This is a genomic window from Nitrosomonas nitrosa, assembly GCF_003051105.1.
Classification (GTDB): domain Bacteria; phylum Pseudomonadota; class Gammaproteobacteria; order Burkholderiales; family Nitrosomonadaceae; genus Nitrosomonas; species Nitrosomonas nitrosa.
Genome location: NZ_QAOO01000005.1, coordinates 101,649 through 115,167, shown reverse-complemented (window position 1 = coordinate 115,167; position 13,519 = coordinate 101,649). Strand labels below are relative to the sequence as shown.

10 protein-coding genes are annotated in these 13,519 nt (G+C 45.7%); 4 read left to right on the top strand and 6 right to left on the bottom strand.

The window, feature by feature from the left end; genetic code table 11:
• Positions 1–17: 17 nt before the first annotated feature.
• The 3 genes from uca to C8R30_RS03900 all read left to right on the top strand — a co-directional run bounded on the left by uca (position 18) and on the right by C8R30_RS03900 (position 6,555).
• On the top strand, positions 18–3,638 hold the full coding sequence (uca, locus tag C8R30_RS03910; protein WP_107783955.1) for an urea carboxylase: 3,621 nt from the start codon (positions 18–20) through the stop codon (positions 3,636–3,638).
• A gap of 9 nt (positions 3,639–3,647) precedes the next feature.
• Complete coding sequence (atzF, locus tag C8R30_RS03905; protein WP_090666218.1) at positions 3,648–5,465, top strand: allophanate hydrolase; 1,818 nt, start codon at positions 3,648–3,650, stop codon at positions 5,463–5,465.
• Positions 5,466–5,688: 223 nt separating this feature from the next.
• Positions 5,689–6,555, top strand: coding sequence for a YicC/YloC family endoribonuclease (locus C8R30_RS03900; protein ID WP_090666216.1), 867 nt, complete (start codon positions 5,689–5,691; stop codon positions 6,553–6,555).
• 288 nt (positions 6,556–6,843) lie between these two features.
• On the opposite strand, the gene rpmE is transcribed toward C8R30_RS03900, so the two are convergent.
• The 3 genes from rpmE to trxA all read right to left on the bottom strand — a co-directional run bounded on the left by rpmE (position 6,844) and on the right by trxA (position 8,957).
• The gene (rpmE, locus tag C8R30_RS03895) at positions 6,844–7,056 is read right to left on the bottom strand and encodes a 50S ribosomal protein L31 (protein ID WP_090666214.1); all 213 of its coding nucleotides are present in this window, start codon (positions 7,054–7,056) and stop codon (positions 6,844–6,846) included.
• A gap of 159 nt (positions 7,057–7,215) precedes the next feature.
• On the bottom strand, positions 7,216–8,475 hold the full coding sequence (rho, locus tag C8R30_RS03890; RefSeq protein WP_090666212.1) for a transcription termination factor Rho: 1,260 nt from the start codon (positions 8,473–8,475) through the stop codon (positions 7,216–7,218).
• A gap of 155 nt (positions 8,476–8,630) precedes the next feature.
• Positions 8,631–8,957: a thioredoxin TrxA gene (trxA, locus tag C8R30_RS03885; protein WP_107783957.1), complete on the bottom strand. Its 327-nt coding sequence runs from the start codon at positions 8,955–8,957 to the stop codon at positions 8,631–8,633.
• A gap of 378 nt (positions 8,958–9,335) precedes the next feature.
• Here trxA and mltB point away from each other — a divergent pair, with 378 nt between their 5' ends.
• Positions 9,336–10,352 (top strand): lytic murein transglycosylase B, encoded by a 1,017-nt coding sequence (mltB, locus tag C8R30_RS03880; protein WP_107783958.1) that lies wholly within the window; start codon positions 9,336–9,338, stop codon positions 10,350–10,352.
• A 63-nt stretch (positions 10,353–10,415) separates the two neighbouring features.
• Here mltB and C8R30_RS03875 read toward each other — a convergent pair whose 3' ends face one another.
• Genes C8R30_RS03875 through C8R30_RS03865 form a run of 3 tightly spaced genes read right to left on the bottom strand, consistent with a single transcriptional unit; the run spans position 10,416 to position 13,480 of the window.
• Positions 10,416–11,360 carry an alpha-L-glutamate ligase-like protein gene (locus C8R30_RS03875; RefSeq protein ID WP_107783959.1) on the bottom strand — a complete coding sequence of 315 codons (945 nt, stop codon included), beginning with the start codon at positions 11,358–11,360 and terminating at the stop codon, positions 10,416–10,418.
• Between the two features lie 6 nt (positions 11,361–11,366).
• The gene (locus C8R30_RS03870) at positions 11,367–12,890 is read right to left on the bottom strand and encodes an inactive transglutaminase family protein (protein WP_107783960.1); all 1,524 of its coding nucleotides are present in this window, start codon (positions 12,888–12,890) and stop codon (positions 11,367–11,369) included.
• Entirely contained in the window at positions 12,887–13,480 is a 594-nt protein-coding gene (locus C8R30_RS03865; RefSeq protein WP_090666202.1) for an ATP-dependent zinc protease family protein, read from the bottom strand. Before C8R30_RS03865 ends, C8R30_RS03870 begins: the two co-directional genes overlap by 4 nt.
• Between the last annotated feature and the right edge of the window lie 39 nt (positions 13,481–13,519).

The following is a 13,519-nucleotide window of genomic DNA, read 5'->3' as shown; positions in this document are numbered from 1 at the left end:
TCGTAAAGGAGTAAACGATGTTTAAAAAAGTGCTGATAGCCAATCGTGGCGCAATTGCCAGTCGCATTATCCGTACTCTGCGCCGAATGAAGGTAACAAGCGTAGCTGTTTATACCGAGGCTGATGCCTTATCGCGGCATGTAACCGAGGCAGATGAGGCTTATTGTATTGGCAGTGGTCTTGCAGCGGAGAGTTATTTGCGCACGGATAAAATATTGGAAATCGCACAACGCGCTGGTGCGCAAGCTATTCATCCAGGTTATGGTTTCCTCAGTGAGAAAGCCGATTTTGCAGAACAATGTGCTGCTCATGGAATATGTTTTATCGGCCCTACCCCGCAACAAATGCGCGCTTTTGGTCTGAAACATACGGCCCGCGCTTTAGCATTGGAAAACCGGGTACCGCTGCTACCCGGCACTGATTTGCTGGAAAGCCTCGACGTTGCCTGCCATCAAGCTAAGCATATTGGCTATCCCGTGATGCTGAAAAGCACTGCCGGTGGCGGGGGTATCGGTATGCGTCTTTGCTGGAATCAAGACGAACTAATCAGCGCCTATGAATCGGTTAAAACGCTTGCACAAAATAATTTCAAAGATGCAGGTTTGTTCCTGGAAAAATATGTCGACCGCGCACGGCATATCGAAGTGCAGATTTTTGGCGACGGAAAAGGTCAGGTCGTCGCATTAGGTGAACGCGATTGCTCGATGCAACGGCGTAATCAGAAAGTGATCGAAGAAACCCCTGCCCCCAATCTTCCTGCAGTACTGCGTGAATCCCTTCTGGAAACTGCCGTACGCCTGGGACAAGCGATCAGCTACCAATCTGCAGGTACTGTCGAGTATATTTATGATGCGGCTAATGGTCAGTTTTATTTTCTCGAAGTTAATACCCGTCTGCAGGTCGAACATGGCGTAACCGAAGAAGTCACGGGCATCGATTTGGTAGAATGGATGGTGCGGCAGGCGGCAGGCGATCTCCCACCGCTCGACACTTTCACGATCCAGCCAAGAGGTGTCTCCATTCAAGCAAGGGTTTATGCTGAAAATCCGGCAAAAGACTTTCAACCTTCCAGCGGCACATTAACTGCGGTCGATTTTCCTGCGACAGCCCGCGTAGAAACCTGGATCGTCCAAGGCGTTGAGGTCTCAGCATTTTATGATCCCATGCTGGCAAAAATCATCGTGCATGCGCCCACCCGAGAAAAAGCGATTGCCGATCTGCTGACAGCGCTCGATCACACCTCGCTTCATGGCATCGAAACCAACTTGGCTTATCTGAAACAGATTTTAGCCAGTACCGCTTTCCGCAGTGGCCAACCAAGCACGCAATTCCTCAATGGATTCCATTATCAAGCGTACAGCATCGATGTGCTGAATGCGGGCGTCCAAACGACGATACAGGATTATCCGGGGCGGATTGGCTACTGGAATGTAGGTGTTCCGCCATCTGGGCCGATGGATCATTTGGCGTTCCGCTTCGCTAACCGGTTGGTAGGCAATGCCGAAGGTAGCGCAGGGCTCGAAATCACTTTGGCAGGACCGACACTTCGTTTCAATTGCGACAGTATTATCGCTATCTGTGGCGCGCCTATCGAGGTTTCATTGGACAGCGAACCTTTATCCCAGTGGCAATCCCACTTCGTCAGAGCGGGTGCGTTACTCCAATTTGGCAAAATCAAACAAGTAGGTAGCCGAGTCTATTTGGCGATACAAGGCGGCTTTCTAGTGCCTGATTATCTTGGAAGTAAAGCTACTTTCACGCTCGGTCAGTTCGGCGGACATGCAGGCCGTGTTCTACGTGCTGGCGATGTTTTACATGTGCAGCCCGTGCAACCCACCAAGCCCCCTCTTTCACAGCACTTACCCCAGGAGTGGATTCCTCATTATACCGACCGTTGGAATATCGCTGTATTGTATGGCCCTCATGGTGCACCTGATTTTTTTACTAAAACGGATATCGAGCAATTTTTTACTGCGGAATGGAGAGTCCATCATAACTCCAGTCGCACAGGCGTGCGCCTGATTGGCCCTAAACCTAAATGGGCGAGAAGCGATGGCGGCGAAGCGGGTTTACACCCCTCCAATATTCATGACAATGCGTATGCGATTGGTGCAGTCGATTTTACTGGGGATATGCCCATCATCCTGGGACCGGACGGCCCCAGCCTGGGAGGCTTTGTGTGTCCAGCGACCATCGTTCAGGCTGAATTATGGAAAATTGGCCAACTTAAGCCAGGAGATAGTGTCCGGTTTTATCCAATATCGATAGAAGACGCACTTGCATTAGAAAAGCAACAAGATTCACTCATCCAGCATCTTCATATTGATAGCAGCGGCTCAATTCACCCGCCTTCAAGAAAAGAAATTGATCCCATTCTGCATCGTATTCCTGAGCAAGCAGGCCAAGTGCAAGTGGTTTATCGTCAATCGGGCGATAAATATCTCTTGATCGAGTACGGGCCGCCTGTACTCGATCTCAATTTGCGCTTTCGTGTCCATGCTTTAATGACTTGGCTCCAACAACGCATCGACGATGGCGAATTGGATGGCATTCTGGATCTGACTCCTGGCATTCGCTCACTGCAAATTCATTTTGATTCGTGCCGATTAGCACGCACGCGATTAATGGATATCTTGATTGAGGGGGAACGCCTACTTCCTCTGATCGATGACATGGAGGTACCCACCCGTATCATCCATCTCCCGCTATCGTGGGATGATGCCGCCACACGTCTCGCCATCGAGAAATACATACAATCCGTTCGCAGTGATGCACCCTGGTGCCCAAGCAATATTGAGTTCATACGCCGCATCAACGGCTTGGAATCTATCGAAGATGTTCAGCGCATTGTGTTTGAAGCTCGCTATCTGGTCATGGGACTGGGTGATGTTTATCTAGGTGCACCGGTTGCAACACCGCTCGATCCCCGTCACCGTCTTGTTACGACCAAGTACAATCCAGCACGTACCTGGACACCGGAGAATGCGGTGGGTATCGGTGGCGCTTATCTCTGCATCTATGGAATGGAAGGCCCTGGCGGCTATCAGTTTGTCGGCCGTACCGTACAAATGTGGAATCGTTATCGCCAAACGGCTGATTTTAAGGAGGGTAAACCCTGGTTATTGCGCTTCTTTGATCAGATCCGTTTTTATCCCGTAAGCGAAAGCGAACTGCTCGAACTGCGTAAGGATTTCATTTCTGGGCACTTCAAGCTACGTACGGAAGAAACGGTTCTCAATCTGCGGCAATACAATACCTTTCTGCAACAGCACGCGTCCAGTATCAATGCATTCAAAGCAAGACAGCAAGCTGCCTTTGAAGCTGAACGCCAACGTTGGGCGGAAAACAATCTAGCCCAATACATTGATGAAGACATATTGGAAGAAGCCGATACACAAAGCGAGCTTGATTTGCCGACAGGTGCACAAGCTGTCAGTTGTCAGGTAACGGGCACGGTCTGGAAGTTATTCGTCAAGGAAGGCGATCGGGTTGAAGCCGGAAAACCGCTCATTCTGATCGAATCCATGAAAATGGAATTTCCGGTTGATTCGCCTGTGACGGGGACAGTGCGCCAACTGCTCTGCAAACAAGGTAGCTACGTATCCGCTGGACAAGTATTAGTCATCGTTCAGGAATGAGGTGACACTATGGCAAAATTTATCCCGCTTGGAGATATTTCTTCTTTGTTGCAGCGCTACGCCAGCGGAGAAATAGCCCCCACAAGATTGGTTGAGATGATTCATGCGGAAATTCAGAACGATCCGAACCATGTCTGGATTTCCGTACTCCCGCTTGAATCACTGCGCTATTATGCTCGCCAGGTAGAAGTAAAGGACATGTCATCGCTCCCGCTATATGGCATTCCTTTTGCCATCAAAGACAATATCGATCTTGCCGAATTACCAACCACAGCAGCTTGCCCGGCCTATACCTACACGCCAACTCACAGTGCCATGGTTGTGCAAAAACTGATAAAGGCAGGTGCCATTCCTATCGGTAAAACCAATCTCGATCAGTTTGCCACTGGTTTGAATGGCACACGATCACCTTATGGTGTTTGCCGCAACGCTTTCAACCCTGATTACATTTCCGGTGGCTCGAGCTCAGGCTCAGCTGTTGCGGTTGCCAAAGGCTGGGTATGCTTCAGCCTCGGCACCGATACGGCAGGCTCCGGTAGAGTGCCCGCTGCATTCAATAATTTGATCGGCTACAAACCCACCAAGGGGTGGATTTCGACTCGAGGCGTGGTACCTGCTTGCCGTTCCCTTGATACTGTGTCGATTTTTGCTTTTACTGCCGCCGACGCCGCACGCGTCCTGATGATTTCTGCAGGCTACGATACTGAAGATATCTATTCCAGGCAAAAAGAAGCCTACGGTTTTGACTTTGCTGCAGCCTCCCATTTTCGCTTTGCTATTCCGCGCAAGCAACATCTGCAGTTTTTTGGTAACCAAGAAAGTGAGCGATTATTTACCGAAGCGGTTAGGCAACTTGAAACACTGGGTGGAAAAGCCATTGAAATCGATTTTGAGCCTTTTCTCGAAGCAGCCCGCTTATTATACGAAGGCCCCTGGGTCGCCGAACGCTATGCGGCCATTCAGTCGTTTTATGAATCGCAAAGCGATCAAATCGTTGCCCCGGTTCGTGAAATTATTGCTAAAGCGAAATGCTATTCAGCAGCGGATGCCTATAAAGGGCTCTATCAATTACGCAGTATCAAGCAGCACGCAGATGAAATCTGGAGGGATGCTGATTGCCTCGTCACGCCCACCGCGGGAACAATTTATCCCATCCCGGCAATGCTAAAAGAACCCATTCGTCTTAACACGCATCTGGGTTATTACACCAATTTCATGAATCTACTTGACTATGCTGCCATCGCTATACCAGTGGGTTTTCAGAATGACGGATTACCTTTTGGCATCACGCTGGCTGCCCCGGCTCATCAGGACGAGCCGCTCTTGCGCCTTGCACACGCTTTGCAACAGGCCTATTGCCTCCCTTTAGGTGCAACCGGTATTGCTTTCCCTATAAATAATGATTTTCCTGAATTACCTGACCCGAATCACGTACGTATTGCTGTTTGCGGTGCACATTTATCAGGCTTACCTTTGAATGAGCAATTGACCTGCCGTCAAGGCCGGCTGGTAAAAAGCACAACAACATCGGCAAACTATCGCCTTTATGCACTGCCCGGTAATCCGCCGCAACGTCCTGGATTAATTCGAGTCGATCATCATGAACAAGGTGTTGCAATCAAAGTGGAAGTTTGGGAATTGCCAACGCGTGAACTCGGCAGTTTTGTCACGGGTATCCCGGCACCATTGAGTATCGGCACGCTCACGCTGGCGGACGGCGAAATGGTTAAAGGCTTTCTCTGTGAGCGCTATGCTATCGGCAATGCATTGGATATCAGTCATTTTGGCGGATGGCGTGAATATCTCCAACAAATACCGGCACACTAAAAGCACGTAATCAACCCCTTTCGTTGCCGAGTCGTCATTGTAGGCTGATCAGCTAAAAGATTTGGCCGATTCATGTTCGATATATGATGCCGTGCGCTTCGCTACGCGAAACGCTCACTGAAAGTTAATCAGCACCCTGTAAATACATGGCTTTCGAAAAGCTAACCTACTATACTCATCGATAATTCCCTTTCAAATTTATTCTCAAGACAAGGAAATACGCATGATAGCCAGCATGACAGGTTATGCCATTACTTCCAAAGAAATTTCGGAAGGCTCACTAACACTCGAGCTCCGCTCAGTCAACAATCGCTATCTTGATATTCAATTTCGCTTGCCGGATGAATTCCGCTCATTGGAATCGGCCATGCGTGAAATGTTAGGCACGCAGCTGACACGAGGAAAAATCGATTGCCGATTAACTTTCACGCCCTATGTAAACCTAACCCTGCCTCAGCAACTTAATGAGCAGCTATTAGCTAAATTAATGAAACTAAATGATATGGTCAAATCGGCTCTTCCAGAGGCAAAGAATTTAACTGTGGCAGATATTCTTCGATGGCCCGGGGTAGTGAGAAGTGAGATTCTATCTACTAATGAATTGCACGAACCTTGCATGGAATTACTCAAAAATACTTTGCAGGAGCTTACCGCTGCACGCATTCGGGAAGGTGATAAACTTAAAAACATGCTGCTTAATCGCTTGCAAAAGTTACGGCAATTAACCACGGAATTATCGCCCCGTATTCCCGTCTTACTGGCCAATTTCCAGGAGAAACTCATCGCACGATTACAAGAAGCAAGAATAGATGCTAACGACGAACGTATTCGACAAGAACTCATCTTGTTTGCTAGTAAAATCGATGTGGATGAGGAACTGTCGCGTCTCCAGACGCATCTAGACGAGGTTGAACATACTTTACTCAAGGGCGGATGTGCGGGCAAACGCCTCGATTTTTTGATGCAAGAGTTGAACCGTGAAGCCAACACACTGGGCTCTAAATCGGTAGACGTGGAAGTCTCAAAAATTTCCGTAGAACTAAAAGTATTAATTGAGCAAATGCGCGAGCAGGTACAGAATATCGAGTAGCATGGCATGCTGATTGTTTCGGCACCCTACTGCTACGCATTTGAAGCCAGGCGAAAAATTACAAAAGAGCGATCTGTATGAAACGCGTCCCCGCACAGAACGCTGAAAAATAATTGAATGTTGCCTCAGCCAGATCTTAATTACAGAGATAGCGTTTAGATACCCTTGAACGATAAAAAACCATTTATAGGGGTACGTACGTCAGAACATACCAAGCTATTCATTTATTGTGCTTTTTAGCCTGAAACCAAGCGATTATCAATCGGTTATTCTAAATTGAAATTCACTTTATTTTTGAAGCTGTTTACCATACTTACGATTGAACTTCTCAACCCTACCAGCCGTGTCGACAATTTTTTGCTTACCTGTATAAAATGGGTGGCAGGCTGAGCATACCTCAACATGTAAAGGTTTGTTTAAGGTTGATTTGGTATTAAAAACGTTCCCGCAACTACATGTTACTGTTATTTCTTGATAATCTGGATGAATGTCTGCTTTCATAATAAACTAACGTCCCTAATCTCCATACTAATTTAAGGGTGGATTCCCACAAAGCCGCTTATTATGCTTCAATATAAAATATGAAGCAACTTTACGGATACTGATAACAACCCTGTTCATCTTTCGAGTTTCAATGTGAGTAAGAAGCTAGCAAGCCTTTTATACACGCCGCATCGAATCAAAGAAATCAGCATTGTTTTTTGTAGCTTTAATTTTATCCAGCAAAAAAGACATCGCATCCATTTCGTCCATGGGATAGAGCAGTTTTCGCAATATCCATATTTTCTGGAGGATTTCTTGCGGAAGCAGCAATTCTTCTCGACGAGTGCCAGAACGATTCACATTGATTGCTGGATAAATACGTTTTTCTGCCATACGCCGATCAAGATGGATTTCCATATTGCCCGTTCCTTTGAATTCTTCGTAAATCACGTCATCCATTCTCGAGCCTGTGTCGACTAAGGCAGTTGCAATAATGGTGAGAGAGCCGCCCTCCTCTATATTCCGTGCGGCACCAAAAAACCGTTTAGGCCGTTGCAATGCGTTCGCATCCACCCCCCCTGTCAATACCTTACCAGAGGCCGGTGCCACCGTATTATACGCACGCGCGAGTCGGGTAATCGAATCAAGCAGTATCACGACATCTTTTTTATGCTCAACGAGGCGTTTAGCCTTTTCGATTACCATATCGGCTACTTGAACGTGCCGCATGGCGGATTCGTCAAATGTTGATGAAATAACTTCACCCCGAACCGAGCGGATCATTTCTGTAACTTCCTCCGGTCGTTCATCTATCAGCAATACCATCAAGATGACGTCAGGATGATTCGCAGCAATGGAATGTGCAATATGCTGCAGCATGACAGTTTTACCCGATTTCGGACTTGCCACCAGCAGGCCGCGCTGCCCTTTTCCGATAGGCGCAATCAGATCAATTATTCTTCCTGTGATATTCTCTTCAGACTTGATATCTCTCTCGAGTACAAGGCGTTCGGTTGGAAATAAAGGTGTCAGATTCTCGAATAAAATTTTCCGTTTGGAATTTTCGGGAGGCTCATTATTGACTTTGTCAACCTTGACTAATGCAAAATAACGCTCACCATCTTTAGGTGGACGAATCTCTCCATCAACTGAATCACCGGTATGGAGATTAAAACGCCTTATCTGGCTCGGTGAAATATAAATATCATCGGGTCCAGCCAGATAAGACGTATCTGGAGATCGTAAAAAACCAAAACCATCTTGCAAAATCTCTAGGGTTCCTTCACCAAAAATACTTTCATTCTTACGCGCTTGATTTTTTAGCAAGGCAAAAATCAGGTCTTGCTTTCGCAAACGATTTGCGCCTTCAATTTCATTAGCAACTGCCATTTTTATTAATTCAGAGACGTGAAGGCTTTTAAGATCGGATAAACGCATGAGGAAACTCGTAAAAAGATAGAGAAAAGAATAAAGATGCTAAACACTCAGAATGAAGAGTATTGCCAAATGGGAAAAAGGGAAATATCGATACGGTAGATAGCTCTTATAAGTATAAACTTACTCGAGCCAGTTTATGGGCAAACCAAATAATTTTACAGATGACTATCAATAAATGCTGTCAATTGCGACTTTGAAAGCGCCCCCACCTTAGTCGCTTCGATATTACCATTTTTGAATAGCATCAAAGTGGGTATTCCTCGAATGCCATATTTTGGGGGTGTGATTTGATTCTCATCAATATTAAGTTTCGCAACTTTCAGTCGGCCATTATATTCATTTGCCACCTCATCTAAAATCGGTGCAATCATCTTACACGGCCCACACCATTCCGCCCAATAATCAACTAAAACAGGTAATTGTGATTGTAATACTTCCGCTTCAAAAGTTGCATCTGTAATATAGTGAACGTGCTGACTCATGAAATCCCCATTCAAATTTAATATTTAATAAATTGGTCATTGGCGCAATTCGCCAATGAAATTATGATTCGGTCAGAATCGACAGCTGATCAAACAAAAGCTGAAATTGAAATGTGTAACTCGCGATTGTTATACTATAGAAAATTCCTGCAAATGGGAAGTATTGTCGTACACTAGATACCCAATCATATAAATCTATTAACGATCAGCTCAGATTTTCAGAACCCACCCGAATTTCTTATCGCCTTAACCTTACCTTATTTCCAAGACTAGCTTAATAATCAACTTATCAATAGAATCCATGCTTAGTTAAATGAGATCATGCCGCAATATCCATTAACTGAATAACTCTTTCCATGCGAGGCGAGGCAAGTCATCATGCAATTTATACAGCGTAATAAACTTCTACGTTTTATTCTTGCCACATTCATCGGTATCATATCGGTATCCTGGAGTACGGCATTTGCTTCGGCTACACTCCGTCCAGAAATCAAGCATTTTATTGATGAAATGGTTACAGAGCATGGTTTTATTCAATCGCAACTTGAAGCTATCTTTGGCCAGGTTCAATTCCAGCCTGCTATCATTAAATTAATTTCTACGCCCCCTTCATCTATTTCCTGGAATCAATATCGCGCACGTTTTGTCAATGCTCAGCGTATCAAAAATGGTGTCAGTTTTTGGAATGCGCATGCGCAAAAGCTTCAACAAGCAAGCCAGACATTTGGCGTCCCTGAAGAAATTATCGTGGCGATTATCGGTGTCGAAACAGCTTACGGCGCCACGACCGGCAATCACCGTGTAATTGATGCACTTACCACGTTGGCATTTGATTATCCAAGACGCGCAGAATTTTTTAGAAGTGAGCTAGCGCAATATTTACTCCTTGTTCGGGAGCAAAACTTTGATTTATTTAGTCTCAAAGGTTCCTATGCGGGCGCAATCGGCATCCCCCAATTTATGCCTGGAAGTTACCGGCGCTATGCAATCGATTTCGATGGCGACGGAAAAATTGATCTCACGACCAATACCGCAGATGCGATTGGAAGCGTGGCTAACTACCTTAAAGAATATGGATGGGAAGCTGGCGGACCCATTATTACTCGCGCACATGTTGGCGTAATGAGCGAATTTTATCAAGAAATTTTACAAGCGGGTATTGAGCCCATTCATCCAATCAAAAAGCTTCGACAAGCGAATATCATACCGCTGAAAAAAATAGATGAAGAGCGTTTAGCAACGCTTATAGAATTAAAAGATGATGATAACATGCAGTACTGGCTTGGATTCAACAATTTCTATGTTGTTACGCGCTATAATCGCAGCACTTTCTACGCCATGTCGGTTTTGCAACTAGCGGACGCAATCCGTTCGGCACGAAATGCAAAAAAGTAATTTCGAAACTTTTATATGCGCTATTACTTACCACGATTTAACCAAGCAGCCTACCTTAGCTGGTTAGATTTGTACAAAAAGTTGCTGTGCAAGGCTCGCACGCGATTCGGCGGACGAAGGGATTTCAGCTAATCGGTCAATATATTCGAGGCGTTTTTGTATACCCTGCCCATTCGCAATTTGAATCGATAATCCCGGTCTTGCATTGAGTTCTAATACCAATGGTCCCAATTTCTGATCCAATACAACATCGACACCGAGGTAACCTAATCCGACCAATTCATAGCATTGCGCCGCCAGGGTGAGCAGCTTATTCCAATGAGGAATCTGAAAACCACTGATACTCGCACCGGTATCTGGATGATGTTCGACAGGACGATTTTGCCAAACAGCCCGCGTCGTGCAGCCCGTTGTCAAATCAATGCCCGCACCCACTGCACCTTGGTGCAAATTAGCTTTGCCATCTGACATTCGCGTAGGCAAGCGAACCATCGAAGCAACAGGAATGCCTCGGAAAACGATCGTACGAATGTCAGGAACGCCTCGATAACTGATGGGTTCAAATATGGGATCAAATTTGACTCGATACTCGATGAGCGCTTGATCAGGTTGCCCACCTAAACTGTACATCCCGCTCAGAATATTGGAGATATGGTACTCAAGCTCCTCTTCAGTCAACAAGTTTCCATTGTTATATTGGTACCGGTCATTGATGCGCCCTACGATCACAGCAATACCGTTCCCTCCTGATCCATGCGCTGGCTTGATTACAAAATCCTGATGCCCACGTACGATCTCAGGAAGGCTGGCAATATCATGTTCGATCTCGATGACGCCATACAAATCGGGCACTGCAATACCGGCAGCAATGGCTAATCGCTTGGTATGTAATTTATCGTCGACTAAAGGATATAACGCACGTTGGTTATAACGTAAAATATAATCAGCATTTCGGCGATTGATCCCAACGATACCCGCTCGCTTTAGCTTCAGCAGAGTTTTAAACATATATCATCACTTGGCAAGCGCTCTAAATCGCCAAAGCTCCATCAATCGATATCCTGAGTAGCGACCAAATAGTAACGTAGCCGCCAAAACAAGAAGCAGTAATTCCGGGAAAACGAACAATAAATGCTGCATAGCATCTATATTCATGACAAGATAACCAATCGTTGCCACCAGTAAACTGCCTATTCCTTGCTTAAATGCTTCTGCTGGCCCAGCTTCTTCCCACGTCAAAGACATTCTTTCAATTGTCATTGTCATGATAACCATTGGAAACAGCGCAACCGACAAGCCCATTTCCAAGCCTAGTTTATGCATGATGACGCTGGTGCCTGCCATGATCAACACCACCAAGGTCAACACCGATGCCAATCTTGGGATAAGTAATAATTTCAATCGATCGACGTAAGCGCGCAACAACAGACCTAGCCCAACAATCAAGCAAAACAAGATGATTCCCCAAGCTAATTCGGTTTCCCGAAAAGCCAGAGCGATCAATACAGGCATGAATGTCCCAAAAGTTTTTACGCCAATCAAATTGCGCATCAACACCACGACAAAGGCACCCAATGGCACCACGAGCAGCACTTTGTATACATTTTGAGTCTGCACTGGCAATGAGTACAAAGAAAACTCCATGATGCGCGACCCTTTTAACGCTGCACGCGACTCCGCGATATCCACCAGCTCACGCAGTGTTTTCGCAACAGAGAATTGAAGGCTCATTTCGCTTCCACCCTCAATAGAAAAAGTCTTTTGGTCACCATATTGCCAGACAACAAAATTTGCTGGTAAACCTTCCTGGCCATCTTTAATATTAAGTGTACGCCATTGACTGCCATCATAAACCTGCAGCCAAGATTCCAGTTCTGTATAGCGTTTACCATCCTCCAGACGAAGTCCTTGAATAATTCTTGAAGGAATACGCGCACCTGCCAGTATCCAACTGATATTTTTAGCAAGATTACGCGGACTACCAATATGTTCAAGTAACAAACTTAGCTCAGGGGCGGGAGGAGAAGCATTTAATTGTTGAATGACTTGTTGAGCGAAAGTTACGGTATCGGCTGAATGCTGGCGCGCTTTATCGAGTAAACCTTTAATCACCAGAACAAAATTTTCAGGATAATTGGGAGCTGAGGGATAAGCAGGTGGCTTGTCAGATTCGGTTACTTTGTTCCCTTCATCGTAAATTACGGCACGATAAAATAATAGCTGTTTTTCTTGCGCACGCCGCTTTGCCCATAGGGCGACTCGCCCATTTTCATCTTGCTCGATCGCGAGCCCATAATTAGCACCGACAAAATCCTCTGCGATAATCGAATAGCCAGGAGGATTGAGTGGAAGTGGTAGGCTTACTTTGATACCCGTGTCAGGTTTTGCTCGAAAACTGATTCGCGCTTCGACATTCCAAACCTCTGCCTGTTCAGATGAGGTAAGCGGCAACCCTAATGTTGTTACTTTATAATAAAATAAGCCCAGCCCAGCCGCGCAAAGTGCTATCACCAAAACAAATAAATGGAGTTGTCTCATTCAGATATTACCGGTTCACCCAGCGGATCACTTTTTTTCTTCTTTTTCTTTACATGCCCGCAATCTGCTTTACCTAGATAAGCCTGCCCTGAATCGACTAGCGCAAAGCCCGCAAGTGCTTTACGGCCTAGTAGGATCGGGTAATTAAGCGCCCGGCGGTCGATAAGATTAAACTCGACATTACGCACCTCATTCGCAATACAGATATCCATGGTTATGACTGGTCGCTCTTGTGAGATTCCGTTATGTCGTTTGATTTTAAGTGTACGGAGTACGGGACGTTCAATTTCGATAGTACGATGGGGTTTATCCTTATCGGTTCTGAAATCGAGAATGAACCGGACCCAATCTTTATTCCCTTTCTTGAAGAATTGCGTATCGCGCGCACTCATCGATGATGTATTCGCCCCTGTATCCAAGCGGGCACGCATTTTCAAACCCCATGGCTCTAATCGCATGGGCTCAACCCATCCAAGAATATGTTGAGGCTTAGGAAGATCAGTTTTCTCACTACTCGATACGGTGTCACTCACAATCAACAAAGTAACCAATAAAAAAAAGCAAAACTGTCCCCTATTGATTTTTATCATCAGACGATCCGGGATTATTTGATCAAAACATCAATATTA